This is a genomic window from Cryobacterium melibiosiphilum (genome assembly GCF_003602235.1).
Lineage (GTDB): Bacteria > Actinomycetota > Actinomycetes > Actinomycetales > Microbacteriaceae > Cryobacterium > Cryobacterium melibiosiphilum.
In genome coordinates, this window is the sequence record NZ_QZVS01000083.1 from 32,863 (window position 1) to 49,268 (window position 16,406).

Genomic DNA, 16,406 nt, shown 5'->3' on the forward strand with positions numbered 1-16,406 from the left:
CGCTAACCTACCAATTCGACCCTGACACCCGCATGTGGGTCAGTGCTGTGGGTCAGTGCTGCGGGTGAGTGCTGCGGGGACTGACCGGGTCACGAGTTGAACACAAAATTCGATCATCCTTGGCCCAATTCTCGTCAAAGTGTATGGTGATAGTGGCATAACGATGTGTCTTTGTGTGAACCAGAGGGTAAACCTTGGGCAAACTCTGACTCGGCATGACCTGAGACGAGGAGTTGGCCGGGGCGGGCCCACACCATTCTTGAGGAGATAATCGTGACCACCCAGGTAGTCATTCTCGCGGCCGGCATGGGCAGCCGTCTCGGCCGCTCGCTTCCGAAGCCGCTGACCGAGCTCAGCGACGGCCGCACCATCATGCAGCAGCAGTTCGACAACATTGCGCACGCCTTCGGCACGGTCGCCAAGGTCACCATCGTTGTCGGCTACAAGCTTGAGCACATCATCGAAGCCTTCCCCCAGGCTTCCTTCGTATACAACGAGCAGTACGACCAGACGAACACCTCGAAGAGCCTGTTGCGCGCGCTGCAGGCATCCGCACCCGGCGGTGTGCTGTGGATGAATGGTGATGTGGTCTTCGACCCGGCCATTCTCGACCGTGCCGCGGCCATGATGGTGCGCAACCAGTCCTTCGTCATGGTCAACACCGACAAGGTATCCGACGAAGAGGTCAAATACACGATGAGTCCCGAGGGCTACATCAAGGAGCTCTCCAAGACCGTCAAGGGCGGACTCGGCGAAGCCGTCGGCATCAACTACGTGTCGGCGACCGACAAGGCCCTGCTGATCCGGCACCTCGCCAAGGTAGACGCCCAGGACTACTTCGAGCGCGGTATCGAGCTCGCGATCGAGAAGAACCGCATGCTCGTCGAGCCGATCAACATCTCGGACTTCTACGCGGTCGAGGTCGACTTCGCCGAAGACCTCGAGCGCGCGAACCTCTTCGTCTGACCGACGTGGCTGCGCCCCTGAGGCCAGCAGTGTGAATTGGCAGGGTCGGCGCTCCTCTACGATAGATCGCGTGAATAGCTCCGCCCCCGCCGTGCACCCGCGCACGCCCGCTGCCCGGTACCGGCATTCCCTCTGGCTCCTGACGCAGCGTGACCTGCGCGTACGGTATTCGACGTCGGTCCTCGGTTACTTCTGGTCGATCCTCGACCCGCTCGTCATGGCCGGGATCTATTGGTTCGTCTTCACCCAGGTCTTCCAGCGTGACGTCGGTAATGAGCCGTACATCGTGTTCCTGTTGAGCGCGCTGCTGCCGTGGATGTGGTTCAACGGCACGGTGTCCGATTCGACCCGGGCGTTTTTGCGCGAGGCGAAACTGATTCGGTCGACGCGTATCCCGCGCACCATCTGGGTGAATCGGCTGGTCCTGTCCAAAGGCATCGAATTCGTGGCAGCGATACCCGTGCTCGTGCTGTTCGCCATCCTGTTCGGGGCGGAACTGAACGCCGAAGCGGTGTTCTTTCCCCTCGCCATCCTGATTCAGACCGTTCTGACCGCCGGGGTCGGGCTGCTCGTCGCGCCGCTCGTGGTCTTCTTCCGCGACCTCGAGCGCGCCGTCAAGCTCGTCCTGCGCTTTCTCTTCTACGCCTCTCCGGTCATCTACGGCACCGCCGATCTCCCCTCGAACCTGCAGTTTTGGGCGGCCTTCAATCCGCTCAGCGGGATATTCAGCCTGTACCGCGCGGCTTTCTTTCCGGAACAGCTCGACTGGTTCGTCGTGGGTGTGAGCGCGGCCATGTCACTGGCCTTCCTGGGCCTGGGGCTGTTGGTCTTCACCCGCACCGAGCGCGCCGTCCTGAAGGAGATCTGATGGTCACATCGGCAACGAACCAGGCTCGATCGACGCCGGCAGCGCCGGTCATTGACCTGACGGATGTCGGCATCCGCTTTCGCCGCAATCGTCGCGGCCGCCGATCCTTCAAGGACCTGTTCGGCCCACGCCAGCGACGCAGTCGTCCGGGCGAATTCTGGGCCTTGCAGCACGTGACGTTCTCGGTGCAGCCGGGAGAGGCGATCGGCGTGGTCGGCCGTAATGGTCAGGGAAAGTCCACCCTGCTCAAGCTCGTCACCGGGGTCGTGCTCCCCGACGAGGGCCGCGTGCATGTCACGGAGGGCGTCGCCCCCCTGATCGAAATCACCGGCGGATTTGTGGACGACCTCAGCGTGCGCGACAACGTCTATCTCACGGCCGGGCTGCACGGTATGAGCCGGGCGGAGATCGGCGAGCGCTTCGATGAGATCATCGACTTCGCCGAGATTGCCGATTTCGTTGATACGCCGTACAAGCACCTCTCCAGCGGCATGAAAGTACGGATCGCCTTCGCGGTGATCTCCCGTTTGGAGGAGCCGATCCTCCTCGTCGATGAGGTCCTCGCCGTCGGCGACAAGGCGTTCCGGGAAAAATGTTACCGCCGCATCGAGGAAATGCTGGCTGGTGGGCGAACCTTGTTCATCGTCTCGCACAACGAGCGCGACCTTCGCCGCTTCTGCCAGCGTGGCCTGTACCTCGACAAGGGCGATTTGGTGCTGGACGCACCGCTCGCCGAGGTACTGGCCCGGTATAACGCCGACTACGGCATCACACCAAAATAAGTGTCAGCGACCGTGAACGATCGATCGAAATAATCGGTCGGAAGGAACGATCGGCAGGAACGATCGGTAGGAACGATCGGTGGGAACGATCGGAATAAGCCTCAGCGATGCTGTCCGGCGTGGGCCTCCTGTTCGCGGCGAAAGTCCAGCGCGGTGTAGCTGTCTCGGGTCGGCGGCAGGTCTGCCGTCGTGAATCCGACCAGTAGTTCACTCGGTTCCATCCCGAGCACCGTCGCAAGACGGATCAGGGTGTGAAATGTGGGATTGCCGTGACCGCGATCGATTCGGGCATAATTCGACACGTTGAGTCCGGCTAGGTGGGCGACGGTCTCTTGATTCAGGGAGAGCGCCAGACGGCGTTCGCGCAGGCGACCGCCCAAAATTCGGGACGCTTCAGATTTAGGCTCAGGCATGACTCAGTTCTACTCTTGCAGGGGATATGGCACCAGTGGTTTTGAGGCTCGCGGTACCCCCACTTTCGGCATCAGACCAGCACTGGGGTCATCCCGTCAACTCGCGTAAACTGACCACGGCACCCGAACTCGACCACCTCGACCACCGAAGGGCAACCATGATGGCCAAGCAGCCCACACCGATCCTGTCGTCGACCGGCGGCACTCCCGAAGGCGGGCAACTGCCGACCGGCGTCGTCAAGGGTTTCGACCGCATCATGTCGATTCACCGGCCGGCGGTTCTCGCGCATATCCGCAGCATCCGTCTCCGCCACCCGGAGGCGACCCCGCCCGAATTGGTGCGCATCCTGGAACGCCGCTACCTCGCCGCAGTGACTACCGGGGGGGCTGCGGTCGGCGCCACCGCAGTGATCCCCGGCATCGGCACCGGCGTGACCCTGGCCATCTCCGGCGTCGAGACGGCCGGTTTTCTTGAAGCGACCGCCCTGTTCGCGCAATCGGTGAGTGAAGTGCACGGCATCGCCGTCGACGACCCCGAACGTGCCCGAGCACTCGTGATGACGATGATGCTCGGACACGAGGGCACTGATCTGGTCCGCCAGCTTGCCGGCCAGTTCACGGGCAGCGGGGCCGCTCGAGGCGCCTACTGGGGGGAGCTCGTGACGAACAGCATCCCCCGGGCTATCCTCGGCCCGCTCACCGATCGTCTGAGGACCGCCTTCATCCGCCAGTTCGCGGCACGCGGCGGTGCCAGTCTGGTCGGAAAGGCGCTGCCCTTCGGAATCGGCGCGGTGATCGGCGGCGCCGGCAATCACATTCTGGGCAAGCGGGTGCTACAGACCTCGCGTCTCGCCTTCGGACCGGCTCCCGCCGATTTCCGCGCGGAGCTTGATCCTCGCCTGCGTGAAATCACGCTGCGTCCGACGGGGAGACGCCGTCCGTGGAGCGTTCGGAGTAAGGGCTGATCGCGTCGTCGCCGGCGTGCAGGGCGGCGAACCGATCCCACTCGCCGAGAAGCCGCGCTATCGCCGCGTGGAAGCGCTCGGTGGCCCTGCCGGGTGTGGTGTCTCCGAAATAGCGCGTGACCCAGGAAGCCAGGCGCGCCCGTGCCGGGCCGTCTACGGCCAGCGCATCGAGCGCGGTCGTGATGTCGCCGGTTTGTTCGGCGTAGAGCCACTCACAGTCGGAGAGGTATCCACTCGTGTCGATCTCGGCGGCGGGGTCCACCGGGCGGGTCACAAAGAGAGGTTTGCCGGTCGCCAGTCGGTCGTAGACCATCGCTGAGATGTCGACGATCGCGACATCCGCCGCGACCAGCTGCCAGCCGAGGTCGGGGCCGTCGTCGTAGACATGCTGGGCGGTGGCATCCCGTGCATTGGCAGCGGCGATCGCGGCGATGATACGCCGGTTGGCCGCTGCGTAGTCGGGGTTCGCGACACCGCTACGCGGGTGGGGCCGATAGATCACCCGGTGACGACCCGTCGCCAGCAACGCCGTCACGAGGGCCACGCCGTGGGTCACGACGGAACCGTAGGCGGCTGAGGGGCGGTCCCCTTCCCAGGTGGGCGCGTAGAGCACCACGGAGCGGTCGTCGGGGGTATACGGCACGTCCCGGGAGAAATGATCGGCCTGCGGGCGCCCGATGGCGAGAGCGCGCTTGTCGAAGTCGTAGTCCCACAGGACCCGATTCAGGCGCGCGAGGGCTGCGTCCCCCGCCACGAAGGCGTAATCGTAGGCCTTGAACTGGTTGGTGAGCATGTACATCTTGTCGCTCTCACCGTGGTTGATGAACACGTGCCACCGGCGCCCGTAGCGCATCATCTGGAAATTGCGCGGGTTCTGGTTGACGTACAGAACTATCCGGATGTCCTGTTCCTCGATGATCTGTTCCAGATCAGAAACCTTGCGCACATACGCAACCGGAACCGGAGATTCCTCCATGAGCATGATCGTGCCGCCCGCGGTGCGGCTGAGCACCACGACCGGCCAGACCTCGGCGAGTGCGGCGAGCGGTTGGTACCACTGGCGCATTTGGTACATGTTGACGGGGCCGTCGGCGAAGTAGACGGCGATCGTGAAGTGCTTCGGTGCGAAGGGTGTTCGCGCGTTCATGCGCCCCGACAGGCGACGATCCGCGATGCGCGAGTGCACGGCATCGCGCACGAGTTTGACCGCGAGGCGGGCGTCCTTCTGAATATCCACCAATTGAGTTTACCGGCCCGCCCGCCTGCCCGGCACGCTCAGGAAACGGCCCGACTAGACGATCGGCGGCCGGCCGGCGCGGGTCATGCGCCAGACGGTGCGCATCGAGAGCACGCGGCGCGGTCCCGGGTCACCGGTCCAGCCTTCGCGCCAGCCGCCGAACCAGGCGCTCAGGGCGGGGCGGTTTCGTGCCCAACGCAGAGTCTGGATCCCCGTCCAGGCCGCCACGTAGAGCACAACGAACACACCGGGCAGGTTTCGACGCGCCAGCCATACCCGGTTGCGGGCATTGAGCCGGTAATAGTCGGCGTGCCGGGTCTGCTGGATCACCGGGTGGTTGGCGACCAGATCGCCCGCGTACCACGTGCGCAGCCCCTGGTCCCAGACCCGCCAGGCCAGCTCGATTCCCTCGTGGGCATAGAAGAACGGCTCGGCCCAGCCATCCGTTTTCAGAAAGACGGCTCGAGGCAGCAGCACGGCGCCCTCCCACACGGAGAACACCGGCCCGGACTCGGTGGCGAGCCCCTTGCGAATGCGCGGGATCCAGCGCCGCGGTGACTCGATCCCGCGAGGGTCGACCACCCGGGGTTGCAGCAGGCCGATACTCGGATCGGCCCGCACCCGCTCGATGGCAGCGAGGAGAAAACCGGGGTCGGGGATGCTCGCGTCGTCGTCGAGAAAGAAGAGGTAGTCGCCGGACACGAGCGGCACGCCGCGGTTACGCCCGGCCGGGATTCCCAGGTTCTCCGACAGGCCGAGCGCCTTCACCCCCTGGGGCAGGCCAGTGGGCTGCCATCCGTTTCCCACGCACACCACGTCGAGCTGCACGCCCTGCTGGGCCAGAATGCTGCGGATGCCGCGGTCCAGGTCAGCGGGACGGGTGCCCTGGGTCAGCACCACGACCCCGATCGTCGGGGCTTCTGTCAGAGCTGGCACGATCTCAGGAACGCACGCGTTTCGAGGCCATAATGGCCACGAAATGCCCGATCAGAGACAAGAAAGCAAGGGGAACGAGAGCACACAGCACAACCCGGTCGACGACCGGCTGGCCGAAAACCAGCCCGATGACCGCGGCCGCGAAGATCACCATGGTCAGCTCCACCGAGTGATACAGGCGGTGGAACGGCAGGAACCGCGCGAATTTGCGAGCCCGGGCGAGCAGGCTCGACGTCGGCGTTTTCTCGCCGTGGGTATCGGCGAGTTTGGTCAGGCCGGCGTTGGCGCGTGCCACGTGCACCATGTCGTTCAGGGCCTTGTTCAACACGATGATCAGGGCGAGCATCAGGCCGAGACTCGTGAAGAGAAAGTCCGCCGGGGCCTCAAAGGGGTAGGCCGCCGCCCGAATGCCGAGGGCGATCGGAATCAGGGCCTCGGTCGAGTAGTGGCCGACCTTGTCGAGGAACACCCCCGCCGGCGAGGACGTGCGGCGCCACCGGGCGACTTCGCCGTCGCAGCAGTCCACGAGCATCTGCAACTGCCCGAGCGCGAGAGCGAGCAGGGCACCCCAGATTCCGGGAATCAACAGCGCGGCGGCGGTCGACCAGCCAACCAGGATCATCAGCGCCGTCACCCCGTTTGCCGAGATCCGGGTCTTGAGCAGCAGCCAGGTCACGTAGGGCGAGAGGTCCCGAAGGTAGAGCGAGGCCGTCCAGTGCTCGGCGTTGGCGCGGAGGCGAACCTCGGGCGGCTGCGCCACGCGGCGCAACTCGGCGATCGAGGACGGCCGTTCGGACTGCGGGCGAGCGGATGCGGGTGAACCGGGTGTCATGGTCACCTTCCGGTGTGAGCGGTGATGTTGCGGGTGAAGGTCAGGTAGCCGAGCACAAAACCGATCCCCCAGCAGAAGTGGATGCAGGGCAAGACTACGAGAAAGCGCAGGGCGGTACGAAATTCGTCGCGCCGGGCCAGCGTCGCCGCGAGCACGATGGCGAAATACCCGAGGGGTGCGAGCCAGCCGAGCAGCAGCCACGGGGCCGCGCCGACAGCGACCTGCACCAGCCCGCCGAGTCCGCCCAGCGTGCCGAGGAATACGGCAAGCACCATCGCGGGTGGAATGAAGTAGCGGATGCCGTTCGCCTCAGGAAACCGTCGGGCCAGTTCGCCGCGCCACAGGCCCGTCGACAACATTTGACGTGCCAAACGCGAGACGTTCGGCCGGGGCCGGTAGAGCACCTTCAACCGCGGGGTGAACCAGACGGAACCGCCAGTCTCACGGAGCCGGCGGTTGAGCTCCCAGTCCTGGCCGCGCTTGATGTTCTCGTCGAAGAGCCCGACCCGAAACAGGCTCTGGATACGGAAGCAGCCGAGGTACACCGTCTCGGCTTCCCCCTCCGGCCCGCCCACGTGCAGTGGCGTGCCACCGAGGCCGATGCGCGTGCCATAGGCACGGGCGACGGCCTTCTCGAAGGGGCTCACGCCCTGCGCGTCCATGATGCCGCCGACGTTGTCGGCGCCGGTGCGTTCGAGCGTCTCGACCGCGATGCGGGCGTAGTCCGTCGGCAGCACGGAGTGGGCGTCAACCCGAATGACGATGGGGTATCGGGAGGCTCGGATGGCGGTGTTCAACCCGGCCGGGGTCGATCCGACCTCGTTGTCCACCACGCGGATTCGAGAATCGACGGCGGCCATTTCTTCGACTAGTTCGGTGGTGCCGTCGATGCTTGGGCCCAGGGCAAGGGTGACTTCGAAGGGGCCGGCATAGTCCTGGGTGAGCAGGCTGGCCACGGCATCCCGCACGTGGGTCGCCTCGTTCAACACCGGCATGACGTAGGAAACGCCCGGAAGTGCGGATGCGCTCCCCCGAGCGTCACTCTCTGGTGCGTCACTCCCCTGTCGGTCATGCACCTGGCTGGCCAGCTTTCCGATTGAGGGGTAGGACGATCGAGCCTATCAGTCGGGCTTCCCCGGATCGGCCCAGGCTTCCCGGATCGCCCCAGGCTTCCCGGATCGGCCCAGGCTTCCCGGATCGGCCCAGGCTTCCCGGATCGGCCCAGACATATCGGCACACGCACAACTGCGCCGCCGGGCGACCGGCGGCGCAGTTGTGGAGCTTGGAAGGAGCGGGCCCGAGGGCCGGGCTGCCTAGCTGGACAGCTCCCCGACGGTCACGGACACGGTCGCGGACTCGCCGTCGCGAACGTAGGTGAGGTCGGCGGTTCCACCGGCGGGGAGAACGCGAACCTGAGCGGTGAGGTCGATGGAATCGGTGATCGGTACGCCGTTGAAGTTGGTCACGATGTCACCCTTCTGGAGCCCGGCCGCTTCGGCAGCCCCGCCCGAGCTGACCTCACTGATCAGCGCGCCGACGGTCGTGCTGCTTGCATCGCTCGATGCGGTCGTCACGCTCGCTCCCAGCAGCCCGTGCGTCGCGGCGCCGTCAGCGATGAGCTCCTCGGAGATGCGCTTGGCGAAGTTGGACGGAATGGAGAATCCCACTCCAATGCTGCCGGCCGCGGTAGAGGAACTACCGCCGGCGTTGGCGATGGCGACGTTGATGCCGATCAGTTCGCCCTCGCCGTTGAGCAGGGCACCGCCGGAGTTGCCGGGGTTGATGGCGGCATCCGTCTGGATCACCGGCAGCGAGATGCTGCTGTTGGCAGTGGGCGCCTGGGACGGGGAACCGTCTTCGTTCGGAATGTCGAAGTTCCAGAAGTCGAACGGACTTTGGCCGCTGTCATCGGGAACGGTCTCGTCGGGTGTCGACGGGGCCGCGGACGATGCGACCGTGATGCTGCGGTTCAGGGCACTGACGATACCGTTGGTCACCGTGCCCGAGAGTCCGAGCGGAGCGCCGATGGCGATGGCCGTGTCCCCGACATTGAGCTTGCTCGAATCGGCAAAGTCGATGGCGGTCAATCCGCTGGCGTTGTCGAGTTTGATGACGGCGAGATCGGAGATCGGGTCGGTTCCGACGACGGTCGCGCTATACAGCCTGCCGTCGTCGGCCTTGACCTGGATGGAGACGTCGGAGACGGCACCGTCGAGGGTGACGACGTGGGTGTTGGTGAGCACGTAGCCGTCGGAACTGAGGATCACGCCGGAACCGGTGCCACCGTCCTGGCCGCTCGCGACCTCGATCGTGACGACGCTCGGGGATGCCTTGGCGGCGACGGCGGTGATCTGGTTGACGCTGTCGGTGTTGTTGACCACGACGTTGCTCGGACCCTGGGAGTCGCTCACGGCGGTCCCGTTGCCACGGCCGGAATCGGCGAGGGCGTAGATGCCGGCACCCGAGACACCGCCGACGAGGGCGCCGATGGCCAGCGCGGCAATCAGGGCGACGCTGCTCTTGCGCCGGGCCGGGTCCTTCGACCCGGGTCCGCTCGGCTGGCCGGGCTGGCCGGACTCGGTGGCATATCCCTGCTGCGCCTGGTAGGCCGGATAGGCGAGGGTTTCGGCGCCCGCGGGGGCGACGTCAATCGGTCGGCCGAAGGCGTCTCGCGGATACTCTGCAGTGGCACCGGCGGCAGTGGCACCGGCGGCAGTGGCACCGGCTGCAGGGGCGCCGACTGCGGGGGCGCCGACTGCGGCGGGGTAGGCCAGAGTGTTTGAGGTGCGGTCGACGGAGGTGTCGGGGTCGGCCGCTCGGGTCGGCTCGGGGTGAACCGGCTGGAACGGCTGAACGGGTTCGGCGGGCGGAGTGCCGGTGATGGCCTCGCCCGGGGTGGGTTCAGGAATGTTGCCGGGTTCCTTGGTGCTGTCGGTCATGGGATGCTCCTTCCAAGCTGTGCCAGCTTTGCGCCTCAACCTGAGCGTTCGATATGTGCAAACTGGGAGCATTCAATGATGACACTGTGACCTTAAACGACACTGTGACCGTGGAAGACACCGTGACCGTGCTCGTGCACTCTCACGGGGGCGGTGTCCTAGGTTGGAACGATGCAGGTTCATCAGACCCCGGGGCGGCGCGGCGCATGACGATTTCGGGAGCATGGCGCCGAACGGCCCGGGGCGCCGGTCTGCTCGCTGACGACGGCAGCGTCGCCGCCAGCATCTTCGCCGAGATGAGCGCCCTCGCCGCGCGCACCGGCGCCCTCAATCTCGGCCAGGGTTTTCCCGACGAGGACGGCCCGCCCGAGGTGCTGGAAGCCGCGCAGCGCGCCATCCGGGATGGCGTGAACCAGTACCCGCCCGGCCGCGGAATGCCTGTTTTGCGTGCGGCGATCGCGGGCCACCAAAAGCGCTTCTACGGACTTGACCTGGACGCCGACAGTGAGATCCTGGTGACCGCCGGCGCGACGGAGGCCCTTGCCGCGACACTCCTGGCGCTGCTGGAACCCGGCGATGAGGTCGTCACCTTCGAGCCGTTCTACGATGCCTACGGCGGCCTGATCGCCCTGGCCGGGGGCATCCATCGCACCGTTCCGCTGCGAGCGCCCGGGTCTGTGACCGAGACCTTTCAACCCGATCTGGACGTGCTTCGGGCGGCCGTCACCGACAAGACTCGGCTGATCCTGGTCAACGACCCGCACAACCCGACGGGCGCGGTTTTCACCGCCGAGACACTCACGCTGATCGTGGAGTTGGCGCACCGGCACGACGCCCTGATCGTCACCGATGAGGTCTACGAGCACCTGACCTTTGGTGCACGGCATATTCCGATCAGCACGCTCCCCGGCGCGTGGGAGCGCACCGTGACGATTTCCTCGGGCGGGAAAACGTTCAGCACGACCGGGTGGAAGGTGGGCTGGCTGAGTGGGCCGGCGGCTCTGGTCACAGCGATTTTGGCCGTGAAGCAATTTCTGACGTATGTCAACGGGGCTCCATTCCAGCCGGCAATGGCCGTGGGGCTCGACCTTCCGGACAGCTATTTTTCCGGGATCGCAGCCGTGCTGAAGGCTAAACGGGACACCCTCGCAACCGGGCTGACCCGCGCCGGATTCACGATCGCCCTACCGCAGGGCTCGTATTTCATCGTGGCGGATGCCCGCCCTGTGGGATACACGGATGGCGCGCAATTCTGCCGCGCCCTCCCCGGGCTCGCGGGCGTGGTGGCGGTGCCGATCTCGGCGTTCTGCTCCCCGGACCACCGCGCCGAGTATGCGTCGCTCGTACGTTTTGCCTATTGCAAGACGACGGATGTGCTCACTCGCGCCGCCGCGAATCTCGCGACCCTCAGCCCCGCTTGATTCAGCCCCCGCCTGACTCCGTGTCGGCGACACGGAGTCAGGCGGGGGCCAGAAGGGCCTGGTTCGTTAGGAAGCCAGCGCCGGGTAGTCGGTGTAGCCGACGGCACCGTCACCGTAGAACGTCGCCGCGTTCGGAGCGTTGACCGGAAGGTCTTCGCGCCAGCGACGCACCAGGTCGGGGTTGGCGATCGCGGGGCGGCCCACGACGACGGCGTCGGCGTGGCCGTCGCGCACGATGGCGAGAGCCTCCTCGCGGGTCGTGATCTCGCCGAATCCGCTGTTCACGATGAACGTTCCCGCGAACCGGGTGCGCAGTTCCTGCACGAGCGCCCCGGTCGGGTCGGCGTGCAGCACGCTGAGGTAGGCGAGGTCGAGGGGAGCGAGGGCGTCCACGAGGGCGCCATAGGTGGCGAGCACGTCGGCAGCGTCGGTCTCGAGGGCATCCTGGATGTTGTGCTCCGGGGAGATGCGGATGCCGACCTTGCCGGCACCGATCGCCGCGGCGACCGCGATGGTGACCTCGGCCACGAAACGGGCCCTGTTGGCCGGGGTTCCGCCGTAGGTGTCATCACGCACGTTTGAGGCCGGCGAGAGGAACTCGTGCAGCAGGTAGCCATTGGCGCCGTGGATCTCGACACCGTCGAAGCCGGCGGCGATGGCATCCGTCGACGCCTGCACGAACTCGGCGAGCACGCCGGGCAGCTCGGCGGTGGTGATCGCGTGCGGCACCGGGTAGGGCTGCTTGCCCGTACTGGTACGGGTCTCGCCGACGATGGCGATGGCGCTCGGCGCGACGACCTCATAGCCGCCGTTGGTGTCGGAGTGGCTGACACGGCCGGCGTGCATGACCTGGGCGAAGATGCGGCCGCCGGCGGCATGCACGGAGTCGGTCACGGTCTTCCAACCGGCGAGCTGCTCGGGGGTGACGAGGCCGGGCTGGCCGCCGTAGCCCTGGCCGGCGTGGCTGGGGTAGGTGCCCTCGGAGACGATCAAACCGAGCGTGGCGCGCTGGGTGTAGTGCTCCACAACGAGTGGGCCGGGAATGCCGAGCGCGCCCGAGCGGGTGCGGGTCAGCGGGGCCATGATCACACGGTTGGGCAGTTCGATGTCGCCAAGGTTCAGGGGGGAGAAAAGTTTCACGAGCCACTCATTCTGTTGATCTGTTGATCTGTTGATCGTGCCGTCTGGAATATGCCCGTCTGGAACATGCGCCCGGGCAGCGCCGAAAACCGGCGCACTGGTCGACAACGGCGGTGTGAGCGGCGATATTCCATGCGCACGGAGTCATCAGGTCATTCCCGGCTGAGCTACAGACGGTTCCAATCCGTCCGGGCGTCCGCGACGAACCCCCCGCATGAGCACGACAATGACGAGGGTGCAGCGCCCGACACCGCAGCACGGCCTGCACCGCCTGCACCGCCTGCACCGCCAGACCGAACTCGACCGCCAGACCGAACTCGACCGCCAGACCGAACTCGACGTCCAGAGCAGCCTGCGCCGGCCCAATCCGGCAGTCGAGTCACGAGCGCGGTACAGTCCATTCCCGCTCGGCCACGATCCCCGCACCTTCGGCCTCACCACGAGCGCCATGCGCCTCGCCCACGGCGTCGTCGTCGTGCGGCACGGCCGCCGAACCGCGGGAGACACGGCCACCATCCTGCTGCACGGCGCCGCCGGATCGTGGACGACGTGGACGCCGCTCCTCACCGCGGCCGAGGCCACCATGACCTCGTCTGGTCTGCGGGAGGCCGATGCCTCCGGCCTGCCGCTGACCGACCTCATCATCCCCGACCTTCCCGGCTGGGGCGACAGCGCACTGCCCGGCGATCCGGCCGACCGCACCGTGGAAGTCCTCGCCGCCACCGTCGCCGAGATCGCCCGGGCGTTGGGCTACCGCCGGTGGATTGTCGTCGGACATTCCATGGGCGGTTTTGTTGCCCTGGAACTCGCCGCCGCCGCCCCCGAGGCGACAGCGCGGGTCGAGTTGATCTCTCCCACCACATTCGCGGTCATCGACAGCGTGCGGCATCCGCTGACCAGATTTACCACGCTGCCCGCCTACACGGCGCTCTTGCTGGTGATGCGTCTGCTTGCGCGGCTCGGCCGGCTTGGCCGAGCGCTCATCTCCGGTGTCTCGCGGCTGCCCCTGCTCCGTGTGGCCGTGTCCCCACTGTTCGCGCGCCCCGACGACATCGAGGCCGGAATCATCAGGGCCCTCGCCGGTGAGGTCCGTCCACTCGGCTTCGCCGTCGCATCCGCCCGAGCCGGTGCCTATCCCGCCGGCGAGCGGTGGTCCCGAATTCTCTGCCCGGTGCGGACTCTAACCGGCGAATCTGACGTCTTCGTGGCAGCGACGGATGCCGACCGGCTGCGCGGGGTTATCCGACGCTTCGAGGCCGTCACCGTCGGCGGAGTCGGCCACTTTGCGCACATCGAGCGACCGTTCACAGTGCTCGATACACTGCGATCTCCGTGCTCGACGCAGTGAAGGCAGCGCACCACGGCATTGGGATTTCACCCCCAATGCTTGGCACGTCTCTTGTGGCGGGCGTATAAAAGGAGCAGAGTGAGTAAAGCTCCGGTTCATTTCCCCAGTGATTCATGTCCCCGCGACATGTTCACGGTGACGCGTTCACGGTGACGTGTTCACGGTGACTATGTCCACAGTGACATCGTCACCGTGAACAGCCTCGCTTTCGCCGGCTCCTGCACTCGCGCGACCGATCGAAAGTGACACACCATGGGTTCTCTCACCTACGACCGAGTGGTGGTCGAATTCGATGACCGGATTCTGGCCCACCTTCAGGTCGTCATCATCCAGAAGCTGCGCAGGGGCGAGAGCTTCCTGCTGTCCTGGCGGGACGCCGCCGTCGTCGGGGACGGTCGCAGTTCTGCGTGGTTGCACCCGGCGATTCCGTTGTACTTCAAGTTCGCCGGCGGACGGGCGCCGATCATCAACCCGCAATGGCTGGCCCAGCTCACGCGCTCAGCGAACAGCTCGCAGGGCCTCGTGGTGACGGGCGAGGAAAGCTCTATGGTCGAGCGCGACCCGGCTGCGCGTTCCGAGGTCGCCTTCAGTATCCGTCCGGCCGCGACCACGCGCGCCACGAAGGCCTCCGAAAACTAGCGCCGCTCGAAACACACGGAACCCACCAGACGGACAGCGTGCCTAACGTTCCACAACGCGAAATCGACGCAGCTGCAGGGCAGGATTCTGAGCTCTGACGGTCCGCAGCCGATCGCCGGACAGCCACGCGACGGCGACGTCGGTGGTCTCCCCGATCGTGACGAGTTCGACCCCCATCGGGTCGAGGATCATGCTGTTGCCGACCCCGACCGGCGGGGCCTGGTCGGCTGCGGCGAGGTAGACCGTGTTTTCCACTGCACGCGCGGTCAGGAGCGTGCGCCAGTGCTGTTCCTTCAGCGGGCCCCGCACCCATTCAGCCGGCACGAGTACAAGATCGACGCCCGCATCCACGAGCCGGCGGGTCACCTCGGGAAACCGGATGTCGTAACAGGTTTGCATGCCCACCGTCAGGTCGCCGACCCGGAAGGTGTGCGGGGCCTCGATGGGGCCGGGCAGCACCCAGTCCGATTCGCGCTGACCGAAGGCGTCGTAGAGGTGCTGCTTGCGATAGGTCGCCACGAGCCCGTGGCGCGGGTCGACGGCGACGAGGGTGTTACTGAACCGGCCAGCCACGGCCGTGCTTTCCAGCATGCCCGCGACGATGGCGATGTCGAGCTCGGCGGCCAGGCCCGCGATCGCCGTGACGAAGGTCCCGTCGAGCGGCTGCGCGGCAGCGACACACCCCGGCCCGAGGACCGGTTCGAAAAATGCGGAGTATTCCGGGAAGACGACCAGGCGTGCTCCGCGCTCGGCCGCCGTCGTGGCGAGGATGGTCATCGCCCGGAGGTTGCACTGCTCGTTGGTCCCGGGGCAAAACTGAGCGACGGCGACGGCGATCGGGGACTCGGCGGTGCCCGCGGTGCTCGTCAACTCCGGTGTGCTCGACAACTCCGGTGTGCTCGACAACTCCGGTGTGCTCGACAACTCGCTCATCACGCCAGCCTAGCCGTGAGCCCGCCGGGAACGTCCATGCCATCGGTGCCCCCTGTGCCAACTGGGAGCAGACTCGCACGGTGGAGCAGACGCGCATTATGGAGCAGACTCAGAGGTCTTTTCCAGGCCGTCAACCCCCACCCGTGCACAACGTTCATGTGGGTGGCCTAGCGTCATCCTGTAGCCCTTCCGCCAAAAACCTGAGGTAGCCGAATGCCCAACACCCTGGTCATCATCCCGACGTACAACGAGCGCGACAATATCGGCCCGATCGTGGCGCGAGTGCGTGCGAGCGTACCGGCGGCCGACGTGCTCATCGTGGATGACGCCAGCCCGGACGGCACCGGGGTGCTCGCCGATGCGCTCGTTGCCGGAGACGCGCACGTCCACGTGCTGCATCGCCGTTCCAAGGCCGGACTCGGCGCGGCCTACCTGGAGGCCTTCGGCTGGGGCCTGAGCCGCGGCTACGATCGCCTCGTGCAGCTCGACGCCGACGGCTCGCACCTGCCCGAACAACTCCCAGCACTGCTGCGTGCGTCCGAAACGGCGGACGTCGTCATGGGGTCCCGCTGGGTGCCGGGCGGCATGGTGGAGAACTGGCCCTGGCACCGGCGCGCCCTGTCACAGGGCGGTTCGATCTATTCACGGGTCATCCTGCGCCTGCGGCAACGTGACGTCACGGGCGGGTACCGCGTCTATTCACAATATGCCCTCGAGCGGATGCGCCTGTCCAACATCGACAGCCTCGGCTACTGCTTCCAGATCGACATGTTGCTGCATGCCGTCCAGGCGCACCTCCTGGTCGTCGAGGTGCCGATCACCTTCGTGGAACGTACCCTGGGTTCCTCGAAGATGAGCGGCCGTATCGTGGCGGAAGCGATGGGCCGTGTGACGCTCTGGGGACTGACCGGCAAGGGTGCCACCCGATCGGCGGTCAGCCAGCCGGCAGCGAATACCGGCGGCTAGCAGCCCGCTCGGCCCGGCCCG

General features: G+C 66.3%; 16 protein-coding genes. 8 read left to right on the forward strand and 8 right to left on the reverse strand.

What is annotated here, in order from left to right; all coding sequences use genetic code 11:
• The first annotated feature begins 273 nt into the window (after positions 1 to 273).
• The 3 genes from D6T64_RS10710 to D6T64_RS10720 all read left to right on the forward strand — a co-directional run bounded on the left by D6T64_RS10710 (position 274) and on the right by D6T64_RS10720 (position 2,616).
• On the forward strand, positions 274 to 966 hold the full coding sequence (locus D6T64_RS10710) for a phosphocholine cytidylyltransferase family protein (protein WP_119974664.1): 693 nt from the start codon (positions 274 to 276) through the stop codon (positions 964 to 966).
• A gap of 70 nt (positions 967 to 1,036) precedes the next feature.
• Entirely contained in the window at positions 1,037 to 1,834 is a 798-nt protein-coding gene (locus tag D6T64_RS10715; RefSeq protein WP_199719135.1) for an ABC transporter permease, read from the forward strand.
• Entirely contained in the window at positions 1,834 to 2,616 is a 783-nt protein-coding gene (locus tag D6T64_RS10720) for an ABC transporter ATP-binding protein (RefSeq protein WP_119974665.1), read from the forward strand. Before D6T64_RS10715 ends, D6T64_RS10720 begins: the two co-directional genes overlap by 1 nt.
• 101 nt (positions 2,617 to 2,717) lie before the next feature.
• Here the strand turns inward: D6T64_RS10720 and D6T64_RS10725 are convergent, their stop codons facing one another.
• Positions 2,718 to 3,029 carry a helix-turn-helix domain-containing protein gene (locus D6T64_RS10725; RefSeq protein WP_119974666.1) on the reverse strand — a complete coding sequence of 104 codons (312 nt, stop codon included), beginning with the start codon at positions 3,027 to 3,029 and terminating at the stop codon, positions 2,718 to 2,720.
• 158 nt (positions 3,030 to 3,187) lie between these two features.
• Between D6T64_RS10725 and D6T64_RS10730 the strand changes: the two genes are divergently transcribed.
• Positions 3,188 to 3,994 (forward strand): hypothetical protein, encoded by an 807-nt coding sequence (locus D6T64_RS10730; protein WP_233551046.1) that lies wholly within the window; start codon positions 3,188 to 3,190, stop codon positions 3,992 to 3,994.
• On the opposite strand, the gene D6T64_RS10735 is transcribed toward D6T64_RS10730, so the two are convergent.
• The 5 genes from D6T64_RS10735 to D6T64_RS10755 all read right to left on the reverse strand — a co-directional run bounded on the left by D6T64_RS10735 (position 3,939) and on the right by D6T64_RS10755 (position 9,938).
• Entirely contained in the window at positions 3,939 to 5,231 is a 1,293-nt protein-coding gene (locus D6T64_RS10735) for a CDP-glycerol glycerophosphotransferase family protein (protein WP_233551047.1), read from the reverse strand. The genes D6T64_RS10730 and D6T64_RS10735 overlap by 56 nt on opposite strands.
• A gap of 54 nt (positions 5,232 to 5,285) precedes the next feature.
• Positions 5,286 to 6,158: a glycosyltransferase family 2 protein gene (locus D6T64_RS10740; RefSeq protein ID WP_119974716.1), complete on the reverse strand. Its 873-nt coding sequence runs from the start codon at positions 6,156 to 6,158 to the stop codon at positions 5,286 to 5,288.
• A 13-nt stretch (positions 6,159 to 6,171) separates the two neighbouring features.
• Positions 6,172 to 6,999, reverse strand: a complete 828-nt coding sequence (locus tag D6T64_RS10745) for a CDP-alcohol phosphatidyltransferase family protein (protein ID WP_119974667.1) — start codon at positions 6,997 to 6,999, stop codon at positions 6,172 to 6,174.
• Positions 7,000 to 7,001: 2 nt separating this feature from the next.
• Complete coding sequence (locus tag D6T64_RS10750) at positions 7,002 to 8,075, reverse strand: glycosyltransferase family 2 protein (protein WP_267900481.1); 1,074 nt, start codon at positions 8,073 to 8,075, stop codon at positions 7,002 to 7,004.
• Positions 8,076 to 8,312: 237 nt separating this feature from the next.
• Positions 8,313 to 9,938 (reverse strand): S1C family serine protease, encoded by a 1,626-nt coding sequence (locus D6T64_RS10755; protein ID WP_199719136.1) that lies wholly within the window; start codon positions 9,936 to 9,938, stop codon positions 8,313 to 8,315.
• 206 nt (positions 9,939 to 10,144) lie between these two features.
• Here D6T64_RS10755 and D6T64_RS10760 point away from each other — a divergent pair, with 206 nt between their 5' ends.
• Entirely contained in the window at positions 10,145 to 11,359 is a 1,215-nt protein-coding gene (locus tag D6T64_RS10760; protein ID WP_119974669.1) for a pyridoxal phosphate-dependent aminotransferase, read from the forward strand.
• Positions 11,360 to 11,425: 66 nt separating this feature from the next.
• Here D6T64_RS10760 and D6T64_RS10765 read toward each other — a convergent pair whose 3' ends face one another.
• On the reverse strand, positions 11,426 to 12,499 hold the full coding sequence (locus D6T64_RS10765) for an alkene reductase (RefSeq protein WP_119974670.1): 1,074 nt from the start codon (positions 12,497 to 12,499) through the stop codon (positions 11,426 to 11,428).
• A 214-nt stretch (positions 12,500 to 12,713) separates the two neighbouring features.
• Here D6T64_RS10765 and D6T64_RS10770 point away from each other — a divergent pair, with 214 nt between their 5' ends.
• Together D6T64_RS10770 and D6T64_RS10775 are read left to right on the forward strand one after the other, a co-directional pair.
• The gene (locus D6T64_RS10770) at positions 12,714 to 13,847 is read left to right on the forward strand and encodes an alpha/beta fold hydrolase (protein WP_119974671.1); all 1,134 of its coding nucleotides are present in this window, start codon (positions 12,714 to 12,716) and stop codon (positions 13,845 to 13,847) included.
• Positions 13,848 to 14,099: 252 nt separating this feature from the next.
• Entirely contained in the window at positions 14,100 to 14,486 is a 387-nt protein-coding gene (locus D6T64_RS10775) for a DUF7882 family protein (protein WP_233551048.1), read from the forward strand.
• Positions 14,487 to 14,528: 42 nt separating this feature from the next.
• Here D6T64_RS10775 and D6T64_RS10780 read toward each other — a convergent pair whose 3' ends face one another.
• Positions 14,529 to 15,356 (reverse strand): carbon-nitrogen hydrolase family protein, encoded by an 828-nt coding sequence (locus D6T64_RS10780; protein ID WP_267900483.1) that lies wholly within the window; start codon positions 15,354 to 15,356, stop codon positions 14,529 to 14,531.
• A gap of 276 nt (positions 15,357 to 15,632) precedes the next feature.
• Here D6T64_RS10780 and D6T64_RS10785 point away from each other — a divergent pair, with 276 nt between their 5' ends.
• Positions 15,633 to 16,385 (forward strand): polyprenol monophosphomannose synthase, encoded by a 753-nt coding sequence (locus D6T64_RS10785; RefSeq protein WP_119974673.1) that lies wholly within the window; start codon positions 15,633 to 15,635, stop codon positions 16,383 to 16,385.
• Positions 16,386 to 16,406 lie beyond the last annotated feature (21 nt).

What these genes read in the sequence shown, in the direction of transcription:
- D6T64_RS10770 (WP_119974671.1), top strand. Translation starts at nt 12,714, where the DNA reads ATGAGCACGACAATGACGAGGGTGCAGCGCCCGACACCGCAGCACGGC.
- D6T64_RS10760 (WP_119974669.1), top strand. Translation starts at nt 10,145, where the DNA reads ATGACGATTTCGGGAGCATGGCGCCGAACGGCCCGGGGCGCCGGTCTG.
- D6T64_RS10785 (WP_119974673.1), top strand. Translation starts at nt 15,633, where the DNA reads ATGCCCAACACCCTGGTCATCATCCCGACGTACAACGAGCGCGACAAT.
- D6T64_RS10745 (WP_119974667.1), bottom strand. Translation starts at nt 6,999, where the DNA reads ATGACACCCGGTTCACCCGCATCCGCTCGCCCGCAGTCCGAACGGCCG.
- D6T64_RS10725 (WP_119974666.1), bottom strand. Translation starts at nt 3,029, where the DNA reads ATGCCTGAGCCTAAATCTGAAGCGTCCCGAATTTTGGGCGGTCGCCTG.
- D6T64_RS10755 (WP_199719136.1), bottom strand. Translation starts at nt 9,938, where the DNA reads ATGACCGACAGCACCAAGGAACCCGGCAACATTCCTGAACCCACCCCG.
- D6T64_RS10730 (WP_233551046.1), top strand. Translation starts at nt 3,188, where the DNA reads ATGATGGCCAAGCAGCCCACACCGATCCTGTCGTCGACCGGCGGCACT.
- D6T64_RS10720 (WP_119974665.1), top strand. Translation starts at nt 1,834, where the DNA reads ATGGTCACATCGGCAACGAACCAGGCTCGATCGACGCCGGCAGCGCCG.
- D6T64_RS10775 (WP_233551048.1), top strand. Translation starts at nt 14,100, where the DNA reads ATGGGTTCTCTCACCTACGACCGAGTGGTGGTCGAATTCGATGACCGG.